The sequence below is a fragment of the Romboutsia sp. 1001216sp1 genome (assembly GCF_039841805.1).
GTDB classification, from domain to species: Bacteria; Bacillota; Clostridia; order Peptostreptococcales; family Peptostreptococcaceae; genus Romboutsia_C; species Romboutsia_C hominis.
Window position 1 is genome coordinate 67,938 of record NZ_JBDPHA010000002.1, and the last position, 18,756, is coordinate 86,693.

General features: G+C 27.4%; 15 protein-coding genes and 1 pseudogene. 15 read left to right on the plus strand and 1 reads right to left on the minus strand.

From position 1 onward, the window contains the following. Positions 1-23: 23 nt before the first annotated feature. The 12 genes and pseudogenes from ABHC41_RS03505 (at position 24) to ABHC41_RS03560 (ending at position 13,992) form a co-directional block, all read left to right on the plus strand. Complete coding sequence (locus ABHC41_RS03505) at positions 24-1,517, plus strand: BCCT family transporter (protein WP_092925270.1); 1,494 nt, start codon at positions 24-26, stop codon at positions 1,515-1,517. Positions 1,518-1,575: 58 nt separating this feature from the next. Continuing rightward, a complete protein-coding gene (locus tag ABHC41_RS03510; RefSeq protein ID WP_166505610.1) occupies positions 1,576-1,740 on the plus strand; it encodes a hypothetical protein in 165 nt (54 codons plus the stop codon). A gap of 136 nt (positions 1,741-1,876) precedes the next feature. Then, on the plus strand, positions 1,877-3,619 hold the full coding sequence (kdpA, locus tag ABHC41_RS03515) for a potassium-transporting ATPase subunit KdpA (RefSeq protein WP_166505609.1): 1,743 nt from the start codon (positions 1,877-1,879) through the stop codon (positions 3,617-3,619). A 17-nt stretch (positions 3,620-3,636) separates the two neighbouring features. Continuing rightward, positions 3,637-5,702, plus strand: a pseudogene (gene kdpB / locus ABHC41_RS03520) (potassium-transporting ATPase subunit KdpB). 20 nt (positions 5,703-5,722) lie between these two features. Further along, positions 5,723-6,292 carry a potassium-transporting ATPase subunit KdpC gene (kdpC, locus tag ABHC41_RS03525; RefSeq protein ID WP_195238216.1) on the plus strand — a complete coding sequence of 190 codons (570 nt, stop codon included), beginning with the start codon at positions 5,723-5,725 and terminating at the stop codon, positions 6,290-6,292. A 14-nt stretch (positions 6,293-6,306) separates the two neighbouring features. Further along, positions 6,307-9,003, plus strand: coding sequence for a sensor histidine kinase KdpD (locus tag ABHC41_RS03530; protein WP_195238214.1), 2,697 nt, complete (start codon positions 6,307-6,309; stop codon positions 9,001-9,003). 16 nt (positions 9,004-9,019) lie between these two features. Beyond that, complete coding sequence (locus ABHC41_RS03535; RefSeq protein WP_092925280.1) at positions 9,020-9,718, plus strand: response regulator transcription factor; 699 nt, start codon at positions 9,020-9,022, stop codon at positions 9,716-9,718. A 155-nt stretch (positions 9,719-9,873) separates the two neighbouring features. Then, a complete protein-coding gene (locus ABHC41_RS03540) occupies positions 9,874-10,503 on the plus strand; it encodes a DNA-3-methyladenine glycosylase (protein ID WP_092925282.1) in 630 nt (209 codons plus the stop codon). 52 nt (positions 10,504-10,555) lie between these two features. Then, complete coding sequence (locus tag ABHC41_RS03545; RefSeq protein ID WP_092925284.1) at positions 10,556-11,254, plus strand: response regulator transcription factor; 699 nt, start codon at positions 10,556-10,558, stop codon at positions 11,252-11,254. Positions 11,255-11,331: 77 nt separating this feature from the next. Next, positions 11,332-12,249, plus strand: a complete 918-nt coding sequence (locus tag ABHC41_RS03550; RefSeq protein WP_092925286.1) for an ATP-binding cassette domain-containing protein — start codon at positions 11,332-11,334, stop codon at positions 12,247-12,249. After that, positions 12,249-13,046, plus strand: a complete 798-nt coding sequence (locus ABHC41_RS03555; RefSeq protein WP_195238210.1) for a hypothetical protein — start codon at positions 12,249-12,251, stop codon at positions 13,044-13,046. The genes ABHC41_RS03550 and ABHC41_RS03555 overlap by 1 nt, the downstream gene beginning before the upstream one ends. 31 nt (positions 13,047-13,077) lie before the next feature. Next, the gene (locus tag ABHC41_RS03560) at positions 13,078-13,992 is read left to right on the plus strand and encodes a HAMP domain-containing sensor histidine kinase (RefSeq protein ID WP_092925290.1); all 915 of its coding nucleotides are present in this window, start codon (positions 13,078-13,080) and stop codon (positions 13,990-13,992) included. 135 nt (positions 13,993-14,127) lie between these two features. Here the strand turns inward: ABHC41_RS03560 and ABHC41_RS03565 are convergent, their stop codons facing one another. Next, entirely contained in the window at positions 14,128-14,742 is a 615-nt protein-coding gene (locus tag ABHC41_RS03565; protein ID WP_092925292.1) for a hypothetical protein, read from the minus strand. A gap of 186 nt (positions 14,743-14,928) precedes the next feature. On the opposite strand from ABHC41_RS03565, the gene ABHC41_RS03570 reads away from it, so the two are divergent. From ABHC41_RS03570 to ABHC41_RS03580, 3 genes are all read left to right on the plus strand, one after another. Continuing rightward, positions 14,929-16,194: a SulP family inorganic anion transporter gene (locus tag ABHC41_RS03570; protein WP_330383727.1), complete on the plus strand. Its 1,266-nt coding sequence runs from the start codon at positions 14,929-14,931 to the stop codon at positions 16,192-16,194. A 143-nt stretch (positions 16,195-16,337) separates the two neighbouring features. Then, positions 16,338-17,111: an ABC transporter ATP-binding protein gene (locus ABHC41_RS03575; RefSeq protein ID WP_092925294.1), complete on the plus strand. Its 774-nt coding sequence runs from the start codon at positions 16,338-16,340 to the stop codon at positions 17,109-17,111. Position 17,112: 1 nt separating this feature from the next. Beyond that, positions 17,113-18,732, plus strand: a complete 1,620-nt coding sequence (locus tag ABHC41_RS03580; protein ID WP_271893442.1) for a hypothetical protein — start codon at positions 17,113-17,115, stop codon at positions 18,730-18,732. Positions 18,733-18,756 lie beyond the last annotated feature (24 nt).

Genomic DNA, 18,756 nt, shown 5'->3' on the forward strand with positions numbered 1-18,756 from the left:
ACATTTGATAAGGAGTTTTTCATATGGTTTTTTATATATCCGTAGCAATAATTGGGTTATTTGTATTGTGGGGACTTATATCTCCAAATTCTTTAGCAAGTACAGCTACACTTGCGTTAGCTTTTACAACAGATAAATTTGGATGGATGTTTCTTATAATTACATTTTTAGTATTAGTATTTATGATTGCATTAGCCTTTAGTAAATACGGTAGACTAAGACTTGGGCATGAGGATGATAGACCTGAATTTAGCAATATAACTTGGTTTGGAATGCTATTTAGCGCAGGAATGGGTATAGGTCTTGTGTTTTGGGGAGTAGCAGAACCTTTAGATCATTATATTTATCCTTTATCAGGAATACCAAAACTTACACCTGAAGCTGCTAATGCTGCTATAACTTTTTCATTTTTTCATTGGGGACTTCATGCATGGGCTATATACTCTTTAGTAGGACTTACTATAGCTTATTTTAGATTTAGAAAGGACAAAAAGTTACTTATAAGTCAGACTCTATCTCCAATTATAGGAGGTGATTTGAATTCTCCACAATCTAAGTTTATAGATATTCTTGCAATAATAGCAACGGCATTTGGAGTTGCTACATCTTTAGGTCTTGGAGCCATGCAAATAAACGGAGGACTTAACAATTTATTTGGAATAAATATAAATATATTTAATCAGATAATAATAATAATAATATCTACTATATTATTTTTAATATCTTCAACAACTGGACTTGAAAAAGGAATTAAAATACTTAGTAATATAAATGTAGGTATAGCTGTATTACTTTTAATATTTGTATTTATACTAGGACCAACAGCAAATATACTTGAGGTATTTACTAATAATTTAGGAAATTATCTTCAAAATATTATATCTATGAGTTTGAGATTAACACCATTTGAAGAATCAAATTGGATAGCCAATTGGACATTATTTTACTGGGCATGGTGGATAGCTTGGTCACCTTTTGTTGGTGTATTTATAGCAAGGGTATCTAAAGGAAGAACCATAAGAGAATTTATAATAGGAGTATTATTAGTACCATCTTTATTTAGTTGTATATGGTTTGCTGTATTTGGAGGAACTGCATTAAGCTTAGAGATAAATACCAATCTAGCACTACTTGAAGCATTAAAAGTAGATATGAGTTCAACTTTATTTGTAATGTTAGAGAGTTTGCCATTTGGATATATTATAAGCATAATAGCAACGATACTTATACTTACTTTTTTCGTATCATCGGCAGATTCAGCAACTTTTGTATTAGGTATGTTTAGTGCTAAAGGTTCTATGGAACCAACTAATAAGGTAAAATTAGTCTGGGGAATACTTCAGGCATTAGTTGCAGTAGCACTACTTCTTAGTGGAGGACTTCAAGGACTTCAAACAATGTCAATAGTTACGGCACTTCCATTTAGTATAATATTAGTACTTATGATGCTATCTTTTATAATGGAACTTAGGAAAGAAAAAATATATAAAATACCAAAGCACCCTAAAAAGCACTAGTATTAAAATATACAAATAAGAAAAAATATAAACGATATTACTTTTAAGGAGTGACATTATGAATAATAACAAAAAATGTGAAGGAAATAACCAATGGTCAGGTTCTAATGAATGTGTAACTAATAAAGCTAATAGAAATAAAAAAGACGCTACTAATAATGAGTGGACGTCAACTTTAAAAAATGTTTCTGATAGTAGTAAAATATATAATGATAAAAAATAGCAAAAAGTACCTAGATTAATCTAGGTACTTTTTTATTTAATCTTTATACAATCTTAATGTATATAGAATTATATTAACATTCATTTTATATAAAAAATAATAGAATAATCATATACAAAAATTAGGAGGAGAAAAAATGAGTAGCATTGTAATTCAAGTAATATTTTTTATAGCAATAGTTTTATTGCTAGCAAAACCTTTGGGAATTTATATATCTAAGGTATTTAAAGGTAAAAGAGTATTTCTAAGTAAAGTAATAAAACCTATAGAAAAATGGATATATAAAGTTCTTAAAATAAATGAAAATGAAGAAATGTCAGGTAAAGAATATATTTTAAGTTTAATGGCATTTAGTGTCATTAGTTTATTATTTGTTATGTTTTTACAAATGATTCAGTATATATTACCACTAAATCCTGAAAAATTAAGTAATGTAAATTGGGATTTAGCTTTTAATACAGCAGCAAGCTTTATAACTAATACAAATTGGCAAGCATATAGTGGAGAGACTACATTAAGCTATATGTCTCAAATGTTAGGTCTAACAGTTCAAAACTTTGTATCAGCAGCAGTTGGGATAAGTGTACTTATGGTTTTAATAAGAGGATTTAAGAGAACTAAATGTTCTAAACTAGGAAACTTCTGGGTAGATTTAATAAAATCGACTTTATATGTGCTGATACCTTTATCTATGGTACTTGCAATATTCTTAACAACTCAAGGAGTAGTGCAAAACTTTAAACCTTATCAAGAAGTAAGCTTAGTAGAAGAAATAGTTTTAGATGATAAAAGTACAGTAGATACTCAGATTATTCCAGGAGGTCCTGCAGCAAGCCAAATAGCAATAAAACAATTAGGAACAAATGGAGGAGGATTCTTTGGAACGAATTCAGCACATCCACTTGAAAACCCAACATTATTATCAAATATAGCTCAAGTAGTATCAATTATATTAATACCAGCAGCATTATGCTTTACATTTGGTGACATGGTAAAAGATAAAAAACAAGGAACCACACTTTTATCTGCAATGATAGTAATATTTGTAATAGCTATGGCAACAACTATGTATTATGAATACAAGTCAACTCCAGAATTAGTAAATAATCCATATATATACAGTGAGATAGATGATAATCAGTCTGGAGGAAATATGGAAGGAAAAGAGGTTAGATTCGGAGTTACGAATTCTGCTATATGGGGGGTAACAACAACATCAGCATCTAATGGTTCTGTAAATTCTATGCATGACTCTTTCACACCAATAGGAGGAATGATTTTAACACTACTTATGCAACTAGGTGAAGTAGTATTTGGAGGAGTTGGTTGTGGACTATATGGCATGTTAGCGTTTGTAATATTAACAGTATTTATATCAGGTCTTATGGTAGGTAGAACTCCTGAGTATCTAGGAAAGAAAATAGAACCTTTTGAAATGAAGATGGCATCTATTTTAATAATAACTACTCCAGTCTTGGTTTTAGTTGGAACTGCTATGGTTTGTATGTTACCAAATGCAAGTGATTTATTAAACAATAGTGGGGCTCATGGATTTTCAGAAATATTATATGCATTAAGCTCTACAGGAAACAATAATGGTAGTGCATTCGCAGGATTTGGTGCAAATAATATATTCGTAAATTTATTAACAGGTATAGTAATGTTACTTGCTCGCTTTATACCTATAATATTAATAATAAATATAGCAGAGTCTTTAGCTAGCAAAAAAATAGTTCCACAAAGTTCGGGTACATTAGCCACTAACAATACACTATTCGTATTTTTATTGGTAGGAGTAGTACTTATGATAGGTGCATTAAGTTTCTTACCATCTTTAGCACTTGGACCAATAGCAGAACACTTGAGCATGATATTTTAATATAAGGAGATAAGATTATGGGTGATTTAAATAAGACTTTCATAAATAAAGATATTTTAAAAGGGGCTACTAAAGATTCTATAAAAAAATTAGATTTCAAGAATCAACTAAAAAATCCGGTAATGTTTATAGTTTATGTAGGTTCCATAATAACTAGTATTATAAGTGTTTTATCTATTTTTAACATAACAAATGACAATACACCATTTACTATAACAATTAGTATATTTTTATGGTCAACAGTGTTATTTGCAAATTTTGCAGAAGCAATAGCAGAAGGTAGAGGAAAAGCACAAGCAAGTAGCTTAAGAGCTGCTAAAAAGGACGTTTTAGCTAAAAAGCTCAAAGAGTGTAATATAGATAGTGAATTTGAAATGATTCCATCTAATTTACTAAAAAAGGAGATATAGTTTTAGTAGAAGCAAATAACCAAATACCAGCAGATGGAGATGTTATAGAAGGAGTGGCATCTGTTGATGAAAGTGCCATAACAGGTGAGAGTGCACCAGTTATAAGAGAATCTGGTGGAGATAGATGCGCAGTAACCGGTGGAACAACGGTGGTATCAGACTACTTAATAGTAAAAGTTACATCAAATGCAGGTGAAAGTTTCTTAGATAAAATGATTGCTATGGTTGAAGGGGCACAAAGAAAAAAAACTCCAAATGAAATAGCTCTTCAAACTTTACTAATAGCGTTAACAGCAATATTTTTAGTAGTTACAATTACACTATATCCATTTAGTAGATTTGCTGTAAATCAAAATGGAGTAGGAAGTGTAGTTTCTATAACATCTTTAGTAGCCTTATTAGTTTGTCTAGCACCTACTACAATAGGAGCACTACTTTCCTCAATCGGTATTGCAGGAATGAGCAGATTAAATAATAAAAATGTATTAGCAACATCAGGAAGAGCTATAGAGGCAGCAGGCGATGTAGACATTTTACTTCTAGATAAAACAGGTACTATAACTTATGGAAATAGACAGGCAAGTGAATTTATACCTCTTAAAAATGTAGATATGGAGGAGTTTGTTTATTATACTGAATTAAGTTCTACACTAGATGAAACTCCAGAAGGAAGAAGTATAGTAATACTTGCAAAAAAGAAGAAGGCAATAAATGGAAACTACTTAGATGTTAAAAATCCTGAATTTGTTCCATTTTCTGCAAAAACTAGAATGAGTGGTACTAATATAGGTCAAGACAAGATAAGAAAAGGGGCAGCAAGTGCTATTAAAGAATTTGTAGAAAATATGGGAGGTAATTATCCAAAGGAATGTGATGAGATAGTAGAGTCAATATCTAAAAAGGGAGGAACTCCTTTAGTAGTTTGTAAAAATGAAAAAGTATTAGGCGTAATATATCTAAAAGATATACTAAAAAAAGGTGTATCTGAAAAATTTAACGATTTAAGAAAAATGGGAATAAAGACTATTATGATAACGGGTGATAATCCATTAACAGCAGCAGCTATTGCAGCAGAAGCTGGAGTAGATGATTTTTTAGCAGAAGCAACTCCTAAAGCTAAGCTTGATTTAATACATGAATATCAAAGAAAAGGGCATTTAGTAGCAATGACAGGAGATGGAAGTAATGATGCTCCGGCACTTGCACAAGCAGATGTTGCAGTTGCAATGAATACAGGAACTCAAGCTGCTAAAGAGGCTGGTAATATGGTAGACTTAGACTCAAGTCCAACAAAGTTAATAGAGATTGTAAAAATAGGTAAACAGCTATTAATGACTAGAGGAGCTCTTACAACTTTTAGTATAGCAAATGACATAGCAAAATATTTTGCTATAATACCACCCCTATTTATAGGTATATATCCTCAACTTGATAAATTGAATATAATGAATCTATCTAGCCCAGAAAGTGCAATAATGAGTGCTGTTATATACAATGCACTTGTAATTATAGCGTTAGTTCCTCTTGCTTTAAAGGGAGTTAAATACATAGAGCTTCCTGCTAGTAAGTTATTATCAAAAAACTTAATGATATATGGTGTCGGAGGCATTATCACACCATTTATATTTATAAAATTAATAGATATGCTTATAAGCATGATTATGTTTATATAGTTAAATAAGGAGAGTTTAATATGGAATATATAAAAAAAGCATCTTTAATATTTATAATAATGACAGTAATAACAGGAATTTTGTATCCAGTTACAGTAACAGCTTTTGCACAAATATTTGTACCGTACAAGGCAAATGGTAGTATAATAAAAGAAGATGGTAAAAGCATAGGTTCAGAAATATTAGGACAAAACTTTACTAGCCCAGATTACTTTTGGTCAAGACCATCAGCAACTTCAGACTATCCATATAATGGATTAAGTTCTGCTGGAAGTAATATGTCCCCAACAGGAGAAGATTTTGAAAAAGTAATAGATGAAAGAGTAAAATTATATAAAAAGTATGAAGAAAATAGTGATAAGAAAATACCTGTTGATTTAGTTACAGCATCAGGAAGTGGATTAGACCCACATATATCATTAAAAGGAGCAATATATCAAGTAGATCGTATAGCAAAATATAGTAAAGTTTCGAAAGAAAAATTATTAGAATTAATAGATAACAATACAGAAAAGAAATTTATGGGTATATTTGGAGAAGATAAAGTTAATGTATTAAATCTTAACTTAGATTTAGAAAAAATCAAATAGTTAATGGGGGAAATATGAATAGACCAGATCCAGAAAGTTTATTATCAAAATTAAATAGTGAAGAAGAAAAGTCAAAAAGAGGTAAATTGAAAATATTCTTTGGGTATGCAGCAGGAGTAGGTAAAACCTACTCCATGCTTGAATCTGCACATACTCTAAAAGAAAATGGAGTAGATGTAGTAGTAGGATATGTAGAACAACATTCAAGAAAAGAAACTCTGGCTTTAATAGATGGACTAGAGGTTTTAGACATAAAAGAAGTAAAGTATAAAAATATAGTTTTAAAGGAATTTAATTTAGATTTAGCTCTTAAAAGAAACCCAGAAGTAATATTAGTAGATGAGTTGGCACATACAAACGCTAAAGGATGCAGACATGCTAAAAGATGGCAAGATATAGAGGAACTTCTAATGGCAGGAATTGATGTATATACTACAGTAAATGTACAGCACTTAGAAAGTTTAAATGATATAATTGAAATTGTTACCAATGTATGTGTAAAAGAAACTATCCCAGATAAAATAATAGATTTATCATCACAACTTGAGTTAATAGATGTAGAACCGGATGTGTTGTTAGAGAGATTTAATCAAGGTAAAATATACAAAAAAGAACAAGCAATAAGGGCACAAGAAAATTTTTTTACTAAAGATAATTTAATAGCACTAAGAGAATTGGCACTTAGAAAAACAGCACAAAAGGTAAATAAAGAGGTTGAAATAACTAGACTATCAAAAGGAAAAGAAATAGTAATCCCAACCTCAGAAACAATACTTGCATGTGTTTCACCATCGCCATCATCTCAAAAAATACTTAGAACTGCATCTAGAATATCACAAGCATCGTTATCAAAATTAATAGCTATACATATAAAAAATCCAAGCCAGAAAGAAATGTCAAAAGAAGCAAAAAAACAGTTAGAAAATAACCTAGAACTTGCAAAAAAACTAGGTGCTGAGATTGTGCTTTTACATGGCGATAATATGGTGGAAGATATTTTAAGATTTGCAAAAATGAGAAATGTAACCAAAATTATAATAGGTAGAAATCATAGAACTCATAGTATATTTTCTAAATTTGTTAAAAAAGATATAGTAGATAAATTAATAGATGAAGCTGACTACATAGATATACATGTAATACCTTATAAAGGAAGAAGCAGTAATAGATATATAACTAAAAATGAAAGTAGTTTAATATCAAAGATTAAAGTAAGTAGTCTTGATATAATAAAATTATTATGCATAACAATAGTAGTTACGGTAATATCTTCTGTATTAAAATATATGGGATTTATACAAGAAAATATATATTTAATTTATATACTAGGTGTTGCTTTAGTATCTGTTATTACAAAAGGATATACAGCGGGAATAATAAGCTCAGTTATAAATGTAATCCTTTTAAATTACTTATTTACAGAACCTTTTTATACTTTAGATATTGATGATCCAAATCATATAATAACACTAGTTGTATTTTGTATAGTAGGTATAATAACATCAACACTTACATCAATAATACAACAGCAAGTTGAAATATATTCAAAAAGAGAACAAAATACTCATATGTTATATGAAATAAATAGAAGCTTCTTGAGATTATCGAATAAAGAAGAAATTATAAAAAAAGGATTAGAATTACTTTCGGTAGGTCTTGATAAAAATGTAGTATGTTATATAAAGGATAAGAAGCAAAAAGAATTAAAATTATATAAGAATATAAAAAATAAAGAAAATGAAGAGATTTTTATATCAGAGTCTGAAAAGGCAGTAGCTAAATGGGTATTTAACAATAGTACTATTGCCGGAAATGGTACAGCTACATTACCAGGATCTAGAGGTTTTTATATGCCTATAATTGGTATGAATGAGACTTTAGGTGTTATAGGTATTTCTTCTTTAGGTAAAAAGATAGATAATGAGGATATATGCCTAATAGAAGCGGTAATAGCACAAATGGCTATATCTATAGACAGAGAGATATTAGCAGAAGTGCAAAAAGAAGCTAGCCTTGAAATTGAAAGTGAAAGATTAAGAAGTAGCCTATTAAGAGCAATATCCCACGATTTAAGAACACCACTTGCAGGAATAAGTGGTGCAGTTAGTACTATCATAAAAAATAAAGATGCAATAAATGAAAGTATAATAGATGAGTTGTTACATGGAGTATTTGAAGATACTCAATGGTTAATAAGGTTAGTTGAAAACCTACTTAGTATGACAAGGATAGATGAAGGAAAGCTTGAAGTTAAGAAAAATCCAGAAATGATAGAAGAAGTTATATCAGAGGCTTTATCCCATATAAAAAAGAGGATACAATATATAAAACTTAAGATAGATATACCAAATGAAATACTGTTTGTTCCTATGGATGCTAAACTTATAGAACAAGTATTAATAAATTTAATAGATAATGCTATAAAATATTCTAAAGAGGAGTGTGAAATAAATATAAAGGTTTATGAGGAGGGAGAATATATTGCTTTTGAGGTAAAAGACAATGGACCGGGTGTTTGTGAAAATGTTATAGATAATATTTTTGATAGATTTTTTACTGGTGAAATAAAATACAGCGATTCTAGAAAAGGAGTTGGGCTAGGTCTTTCCATATGTAAGTCTATAATAAATGCCCATAAAGGTGATATAAGTGTAAAAAATAATAAAGACAAAGGAGCAACATTTAAATTCATACTTCCAAAAGAAGACTAGACAGAGGGGAAATAAAATGAGTAAATATCTTATATTAATTATAGAAGATGACAGTACAATAAGAAAATTTATAAATGCATCACTAACAACACAAGACTATATGGTTAAAGAAGCAACAACTGGTAAAGAAGGTATATCTCTTTGTATGTCTTACTCTCCAGATGTCATATTACTAGATTTAGGTCTTGAAGATATAGATGGTATAGAGGTCATAAAAAATATAAGAAATTTGAGTGATGTACCTATAATAGTAGTATCAGCAAGAGAACAAGATAGAGAAAAAGTAGAAGCTTTTGATATGGGAGCAGATGATTATATAACAAAGCCATTTTCTGTAGCTGAACTATTAGCTAGGGTTAGAGTAGCTATTAGACATTCGCAAAAAAATAAGCCTAAGGCTATAATTAAAAATAATTTTGATTATAAAGATTTATATATAGATTTTGACAAAAGGAAGGTAACAATTAAAAATGAAGAAATACATCTAACTCCTATTGAATATGATATATTATCTTTACTTGTAAGATATCATGGTAAAGTTCTTACACACAAGTTTATTGCAAAAGAAATATGGGGAAGTACGCTTGGAGGTGAAATAAAATCATTAAGAGTATTTATGGCAACGATAAGAAGAAAAATTGAAAAAGAACCAGCAAATCCAGAATATATAATAACTGAAATAGGTATAGGATATAAGTTAAATGATGAATTATAAAAAGAATAATAAAAAAGAGTACTTAGTCTAAATAGAATAGTACTCTTTTTTTATAGTAAAATTAAATGTATCTAATATAGATATTAAATTTATTCAATTTGATACATACTAATCATATGACATTAAAATATATAAAAAACAAGGAGGTATAATATTTGAATAAAGATTTTTTTAATAAAGATGGTATAGAAGTGGCTAAAGGTATATTAGGTAAATATTTAATAAGAAAATACAACAATGAAACCATAGTAACAAAAATCGTAGAAACTGAAAGCTACATGGGAAAAGATGATAAAGCATCACATGTATATAATGATAAAAAAAGCAATAGAACAGCACCTCTTTATTTAGAAGGCGGTCATATATATGTATACTTAATATATGGTATGTACAATTGTTTAAATATATCTGCAAACAAGGAAAATATACCAGAATGTGTACTTATAAGAGCAGTAGAACCTATTAAAGAAATAGATGAGATATCTTTTAATAGATATAAAAAACATTATAAAGACTTAAATTCATATCAGAAAAAAAATATAACTAATGGACCAGGGAAGCTTTGTATGGCACTTAATATAGGTAGAGATTTAAATAGTAAAAGTATACTAGGTGAAGAACTTTTTATAAGTGATTTTTATTATGAAGGAAATAAGAAAATATATAGTAGTAATGATTTTGAAATAATAAATAGTAAAAGAGTTAATATAGATTACGCTAAAGAAGCTAAAGATTATTTATGGAGATTTTATATAAAAGACAATAAATTCGTCTCTGTTAAATAAATGTGAGTTTATGGTACAATTATATAAATAACAAATTAATAAAGGGGATATTATGAGGAAAAATACAAAAATATTAGTGGTTGAAGATGATATAAGCATAAATAAGCTCTTATGTGATATGCTAAGGCAAAATGGATATGATATAATATCTGCCTTTTCAGGTACAGAGGCTATTATAAATATAAAGTATGAAAATATATCTATGGTACTTTTAGATATAATGCTACCAGGAAAAAATGGAGAAGATGTACTTTCTTATATAAGAAAAGAAATGGATATACCTACAATAGTTATATCTGCTAGAGAGGAGATAGATTTAAAGGTAAAAATACTAAAAATGGGAGCGGATGATTATATAACAAAGCCTTTTGATATAGATGAGGTGCTAGCTAGAATAGAAACGAATTTAAGACGATATAAAATAGGTAAAAATACTATAAATGAAGATGTAATAAGCTTTAAAGATATAAAAATGAATAATATACAAAGAGAAGTAACCGTTAATGATAAATTAATAGAATTTACTAATATAGAATATAAAATTTTAAATATATTTATAAAAAATCCAAATAAGGTATTTACAAAAGCTAATTTATTTGAAAGTGTTTGGGAAGATGAATTTTTAGGAGATGACAATACTATAACAGTACATATTAGTAATATTAGAAATAAACTATCTAAATATGGAATACATAAAGAATACATACAAACTGTATGGGGAATAGGATATAAGCTAATAGATAAAAATTAATACTTTCTTAATAATTTCTTTATGCTTTATTAGAACTTAAATCTTAATATATAGGTATAAAGGAAGGAGAAGGGGCCATGAAAGAATATATACTAAAAACTTACAATATAAGTAAGAAATATAAGAAAAACTTAGTCGTAGATAATGTAAGTATATCTGTAAAAAGAGGGGATATATATGGATTTATCGGTCAAAATGGAGCTGGTAAAACTACTATAATGAAAATGATAACGGGATTAGTCAATCCTAGCGAAGGATATATAGAAATATTTAAAGAAGTAGAGAAAAATAAAATAAATAAAGAAAGAAAAAGATTAGGAGCACTTATAGAAACACCAGCTTTATATTTAGATATGAGTGCTAGTGAAAATTTAGAAGTATTAAGAATACAAAAAGGAATACCAGGAAGTAGTTGTGTAAATGAAAAGTTAAAGATGGTAGGATTAGAAAATACAGGCAAAAAGAAAGTTAAGCAGTTTTCATTAGGAATGAAACAAAGACTAGGAATAGCTATGGCATTACTATCTGATCCTGAAATTTTAATACTTGATGAACCTGTAAATGGACTAGATCCTAAGGGAATAGTTGAAATAAGAGATTTATTAAAAAAATTAAATAAAGAAAAGAATATGACAATAATTATATCGAGTCATTTATTAAGCGAGTTAAATCAAGTAGCAACTTGCTATGGGATAATAAATAATGGAAAATTAATAGAAGAAATAAGCCAAAAGGAGTTATATGATAAATGTAAAAAGGCTCTTAGAATAAAGGTAGATGATATAAACAAAGCTGTAGTTTGTTTAGAATCTGTATTAAAAACTACTAATTTTAAAGTATTAAAAAATAATACTATAAAATTATATGATTATATAGATAACCAAATAGAAGTATCTAAAGCTCTTATTAGTTCTAATGTAATAACTGAAGAAATTGTATCTATTGGAGATGATTTAGAAGATTACTTTATGAACTTAATAGGAGGTAGATTATAATGGAAAATTTAATTAAGTCAGAACTGTACAAGCTAAGAAAAAGTAAAGTTTTTATAAAAATGCTACTAATAACTCTAATTCCATTATTATTAGGATTAGGTCTTCACATATTTAAGCCTCAAGGAGATGAAATTCTTAGCTTAATAGTAACTTTTATAAATAACAGAAAATATGGATTTACTATGAATGATTTTAGCAATATAAAAAATTTAAGTGCTCAAGATTTTTTATTCTCAGCAATAGGATTTACAGCTGTTACATATATGATTTTAGTATATTTTGTAGGAAATATACTTGTAGATGAATACGTAGATAAAACTATAATGCATAAGATAAACTATGGATATAGCAGAACGAGTATATATATATCAAAGTTAATAGTTTCATTTATAGGGGTAAGTATTATAGCTTTATTTCCAATAATACTCAATACATTAATAGGCGGATTAATGTATGAATTTGGAAATTTTGATATTTTAAAAATATCAAAGTTTTTAACTTTATATATGCTACTATTATACGCATCTACAAGTTTTTATGTACTTTTAGCTAGTATAATGAAGATAAAATCAGAACTTATGGGATTTGGAGTATTAATCCTACTTTTACCAGCATTTTTGACAGAAAAAAATGTATTGTATTTAACTAAATATATTCCATATGGTGGATTACTTGATATTTGTGGAAAATATCCAAGTAATGAGGTTATGGTAAGTTTAGGATTAAATGCTATAATAGTTATAATAATAACATCTACACTTGGATGTATATTAATAAATAAACAAGATATTAAATAAATTTATGATAGAAAAGGAGAATGAGTAAATTATGATAGCAATATTCTTTGGAGTAATTATTATAATATTACTCATCTATTTATTTTCTATAAAAAAGGAAATAAGAAACATTACAAAACAGCTGAAATACTATAATGAAAATAAAACTAATAAAAAGATAGATATAAAGTTAATAGATAAAGATCTAGAAATGTTGGCTTATAATATCAATAATCAAATAGATATAATAGAAGCTACAAATATAAATAAAAAACTAAGAGAAGAAAATTTAAAGCAGTCAATAGCAAGTATATCTCATGATTTGAGAACACCTTTAACATCTATACTTGGGTATGTTCAAATGCTAAAGAGTGATAAAGTAAATGAGGAAAGTAAGAATGAATATATAAATACGATTCAAGAACGTTCAAAGCGACTTGAAATATTACTTGATGAGTTTTTTAAACTATCACTTATAGAACTGGATAGTTATAAATTGAATATAAAAAAGGATAATTTAAATAATATTATATATAATATAATAGCTAGTTTCTATGAAGATTTTACAAATAAAAATATAAAGCCAAATATATATGTAGAAGAAAAAGACATAATTGTAAGTATAGATAGTAATGCTTTTACTAGAGTTATAGAAAATGTAATATCTAATAGTCTTAAGTATTCTAAGTCAGATATAGATATAATAATAAAAAAAGAAAAAGAGTTTGCTATAGTTAAGTTTATAGAATATAATACTAATCTTAATAGTGAAGATATAGATAACATGTTTAATAGATTTTACAAAAAAGATAAAACAAGAAATAATGATAGTACAGGTCTAGGACTTTATATAGCCAAAAGTTTAATGCAAAAAATGAATGGTGATATAAATGCTACTCTTAGAAATTATGATTTAGTAATAAGCTGTAAGTTAAATTTAAATACTAAAAAACATGATAAAGATTAAGCAAATATTAATTTAGAAGTATATCTTTAAAAATTTAAATATAACCTAACTTATTTAAAACAACGAAAAAGAGTACATTCATAGATTAAAATTAAAATCTATGAATGTACTCTTTTCATATAAAAACACATTAATTTAAGCAATTTTAAAATATTTTTTATTCATTAAATCTTCATATATGTGAAGGTCTTTTTTATTTATTCTAAGAGTCTTAGATATACTACCATAGTATAGTGTAAGATCTACATATTTAGAACCAGCCACTAAATAACCAAACTTATAACCAGTAAGTTCATCCCAAGAATGTAAAACTCCATCATTAAATATTATGCCTTCATCAAATACTTTATTTTTAGTATTATTATGTTCAAGTATAGACACAAATAAAAGTAGTAAAGATATTAATATAAAAGTTAACAAACTTAAAAATATAAATTGTTGCTTAAAAGAAACATTAAAAAAGTTATATAATGTACTAAATCTAAAATCATTTAATGCAGGTAGTATATAAAATATAAGTAAAAGTGCTAAAAAAGAATAATCTGTAATTTCTTTACAGTCAACATTTATTATATGAGTAACTTGTTTTTTAGAATGATTTCTATTAATAGGCACTTTTATAGAATAATATATAGCAAATAGATTAACACAAATTATTGGAATTATAAAAATAGTTATATTCTGTATCATTATAGATGATATGAAAAATATGAATAAGAATATAAATAATCGTCTAAATATTTTAGTCAAAATAGACACCTCCACAAAATTATCATAAGCATATTATACCACTAAAAATTATAAAAACATAATTTGAAAACTAATAAATAGGGATGTATAAAATTTTTAAAATAAATATAAGAAATTTTTTTGACTTTATTGTAAAGTAGGAGTATTATGTATAAGGATGAAATTTATTGGAGGGAAAAACAGAATATGTCGCCAAAGTTATTTACAATGTTTAAGCAAAATGAATTAAGTGGTGAGCAAGTGAGAAAAGATATAGTAGCAGGATTTATAGTAGCAATTATAGCATTACCATTATCAATAGCTCTTGCTATATCTTCAGGTGTATCACCAGAAAAAGGTCTTATTACTGCAATATTTGCAGGATTTATCATATCTTTCCTTGGAGGAAGTAAAGTTCAAATTGGAGGGCCAACAGGAGCCTTTGTTGTAATAGTCTATGGTATTGTGAAAATGTACGGTATGGATGGTCTTATAACAGCAACTATTATGGCAGGTATACTTCTTGTAATAATGGGTCTTTTAAAATTTGGAAATCTTATAGAATATGTTCCTCATACTGTTACAGTAGGATTTACTAGTGGTATAGCAGTAACTTTACTTATAACTCAAATCAAAGATTTACTAGGTCTTAAAATAAATGATGTTCCAGCAGAAGCTATAGGAAAAATAGAAAGCTACATACATAATATAAATACATTTGATATGATGACTTTCATAGTGGGTATAGCATGTATATTAATTATGATATACTGGCCAAAAATAAATAAAACTGTACCAGCATCTATAATAGCATTAATACTTTCAACAGTAGTTGTAAATGTTTTTAGCTTAAATGTAGACACTATAGGAAGTGTATATACTAACATATCAGCAAGCATACCAATGCCAAGTGTGCCAAGTTTTAGTATAGATAAAATAGTATCCTTAATACAACCAGCTATAACTATAGCAGTATTAGCTGGGATAGAATCACTTCTTTCTTGTGTAGTATCAGATAATATGATAAATGACAAACATGATTCTAATATGGAGCTTGTAGCACAAGGACTTGGAAACATAGCATCAGCACTATTTGGTGGGATACCAGCAACTGGAGCAATAGCAAGAACAGCAGCGAATGTAAAAAATGGTGGGAAAAGTCCTATATCAGGTATGGTACATGCAATAACTCTTCTTTTAATAATGGTAGTTTTAATGCCACTTGCAAAAATGATACCTATGACAGTTTTATCTGCGATATTAATAATAGTATCTTATAATATGGGTGAGTGGAAAGAAATGAAAGAAATGATGAGCTTACCTAAAAAAGATGTAGTAGTTCTTTTAGCTACATTTATATTAACTATAGTATTTGACTTAGTTATCGCTATAGCAGTTGGAATGACTATACATATAGTAGCTAACATAGTACTTAAGAATAAAGTTGATAGTGAGATAGAAGATGTAGCATAAATTATAAAAAATACTACCTAATTAGGTAGTATTTTTGTTTACTAAGAGATTAAATATTTTTAAAATCGTGAGTTTAACTTAGTTTGTTAGATAGATATACCTATGTTATAATTAGATGTAAAACGTATTCAGGGAGGTAGAATATGAATGTTATAGAAATAAAAGACCTAAGGATGAATTACGGTCAAAAAGAAGTTTTAAAGGGGATCAATCTAAATATAGATAGGGGAAATATTATAGGGTATATAGGATCAAATGGAGCAGGTAAAAGTACTACTATAAAAATACTACTGGGATTAGTTAAGGGATATAGCGGTAGCGTATATATATTTGGGAATGATATAGAAGATATTAATAATAAATATAAAAATAAAATAGGTTATGTTCCTGAAGTAGCCAAAGTCTATGAAAGTTTAACAGCTAGAGAATACTTAACTTTTATTGGCCAAGTGTATGGGCTAAGTTATGAAAAGAGTGATAAAAAAGCTAGAAGGCTTATGGAAATACTTAAAATAGAACATGCTTATGAGTCTAGACTATCATCATTTTCAAAAGGAATGAAGCAAAAGGTAGTTATAATAAGTTCAATGCTTCACAATCCAGACATATTATTTTTAGATGAACCATTAAGTGGACTTGATGCTAATAGTGTACTTTTAATAAAAGAAATACTACACAAATTAAAGCAAGAAGGAAAGACTATATTTTACTCATCTCACATAATGGAAGTTGTTGAAAAAATAAGCGATAGAATAATACTTCTAGATAAAGGAAATATTGTAGCAGATGGTAACTTTGAACAAATAAAAAATACTAATTTTGAAGGTTCTTTAGAAGAGATATTTAACCAGCTAACAGGATTTGAGGAACATTCAAATTTGTCTGATGAATTTATAAAAGTATTAAAAGAGGTGTAGCATGAAAGACTCTTTTATTTTAAAAATACTAGATATATTTAAATATTTATATACTAAAGCTGGTGTAAATTATAGTTTAATGCGACTTATAGTTAAGCATAAACTTATAATGGATGGTAGACGTGGGCAACGCAATATAAGTAGCAATGAAGAAGGTAAAGATAAAAATAACTTTTATATAAGCTTAATAATATATGCAATTGTTGGGTTAGCATCAGCACCTATTATAACACTAGATATTAACCCTATTGTAAAAATGAGTTTATATTTTAGTTTTTTTATGGTTATGATCTTAAGTGTATTTGTATCAGATTTTTCAAGTGTAATACTTGATATAAATGATAAAGATATATTAGAAACTAAAGGCGTAGATGTAAAAACTCTAAATGCAGCTAAATTTACACATATATTCATATATATGACATTACTTAGCTTATCAATAAGTATAGCAGCTATACTTTGTAGTATTAGATATGGTATTAAGTTTATATTATTATTTATACTAAATATATTTTTAATAAATGTATTTATGATTATAGTTACTGCCATAATGTATTTTGTCATATTAAAGTTATTTAGCGGAGAAAGGCTAAAGGATGCCTTAAATGCTTTTCAAGCTTTATTTATATTGGTATTTATACTAGGATATCAAGTTGTGGCAAGAGCATTTACCTTTGTAGATTTACAATTTGTATATGAACCAAAGTTTTGGAATTTACTACTTCCTCCTATGTGGTTTGGTTCAAGCTTTAATCTTTTATATAATATAGATGTAAATAATTTAATTATAATCATGAGTGGATTAGCTATTGTAGTTCCTATAGTATCTATATTCGTATATGTAAAGCTAATACCAAGATTTGAATATAACCTTCAAAAATTAAATGATAATACTTATGTCAATAAAAAATTTAAAGAAAAATTAAGTATAAAAGTTAGCAAACTAATATGTAAAGATAAAGAAGAAAGAGCATTCTTTAACTTTGTATATGATGTTCTTAAAAAAGATAGAGAGTTTAAAACAAAAGTATATCCATCATTAGTTATGGGGGCATTTATGCCATTTTTAATGATGATTAGTAGCTTTAGGAGTGATAATAATTTTTTAACAGAACTAAGATCTGAGCCAGTATATCTATTAATGTACTTTTTTGTGCTTATGAGCCAAAGTATATTAACAACTCTGAAATTTTCTAAAGAATATGAAGCTAGTTGGATATATGATATACTTCCGATAAATAATAAGAAAAATATATATACAGCAGCTTTTAAAGCTAGTATATATCTTTTAGTACTTCCTTTATTTATATTAATGAGTATAGGATTTATAATAATATTATCACCAAAAGTTATAGTAGATTTAGCAATAGGATTTGTAGCTACTGTATTATCATCAATGATTACTTTTAAATTAAATGAAAAGCATATGCCATTTACTTGTGAATATCAAAATACTAATACAGCATCAAACATAGGAACTATGATAAAATCCATGGTGTTTGTTGGTGTAATAGCATTAGGCCATTTCTTACTTAGTAGTAGCATATTTTTAAAAATAACTTATTTAATAGGCTTAGTAATTTTAGTTAGGTTAATATGGAATAAAGTATTTGAAGTATAAATAATTATATAAAAAGAGTAATCT

Bases quoted from the DNA above. Each gene is read 5' to 3' on its own strand.
- ABHC41_RS03530 (WP_195238214.1), top strand. From the start codon at position 6,307: ATGAATAGACCAGATCCAGAAAGTTTATTATCAAAATTAAATAGTGAA.
- kdpA (WP_166505609.1), top strand. From the start codon at position 1,877: ATGAGTAGCATTGTAATTCAAGTAATATTTTTTATAGCAATAGTTTTA.
- ABHC41_RS03560 (WP_092925290.1), top strand. From the start codon at position 13,078: ATGATAGCAATATTCTTTGGAGTAATTATTATAATATTACTCATCTAT.
- ABHC41_RS03555 (WP_195238210.1), top strand. From the start codon at position 12,249: ATGGAAAATTTAATTAAGTCAGAACTGTACAAGCTAAGAAAAAGTAAA.
- ABHC41_RS03580 (WP_271893442.1), top strand. From the start codon at position 17,113: ATGAAAGACTCTTTTATTTTAAAAATACTAGATATATTTAAATATTTA.
- ABHC41_RS03550 (WP_092925286.1), top strand. From the start codon at position 11,332: ATGAAAGAATATATACTAAAAACTTACAATATAAGTAAGAAATATAAG.
- ABHC41_RS03505 (WP_092925270.1), top strand. From the start codon at position 24: ATGGTTTTTTATATATCCGTAGCAATAATTGGGTTATTTGTATTGTGG.
- ABHC41_RS03510 (WP_166505610.1), top strand. From the start codon at position 1,576: ATGAATAATAACAAAAAATGTGAAGGAAATAACCAATGGTCAGGTTCT.
- ABHC41_RS03535 (WP_092925280.1), top strand. From the start codon at position 9,020: ATGAGTAAATATCTTATATTAATTATAGAAGATGACAGTACAATAAGA.
- ABHC41_RS03575 (WP_092925294.1), top strand. From the start codon at position 16,338: ATGAATGTTATAGAAATAAAAGACCTAAGGATGAATTACGGTCAAAAA.
- ABHC41_RS03570 (WP_330383727.1), top strand. From the start codon at position 14,929: ATGTCGCCAAAGTTATTTACAATGTTTAAGCAAAATGAATTAAGTGGT.
- kdpC (WP_195238216.1), top strand. From the start codon at position 5,723: ATGGAATATATAAAAAAAGCATCTTTAATATTTATAATAATGACAGTA.
- ABHC41_RS03545 (WP_092925284.1), top strand. From the start codon at position 10,556: ATGAGGAAAAATACAAAAATATTAGTGGTTGAAGATGATATAAGCATA.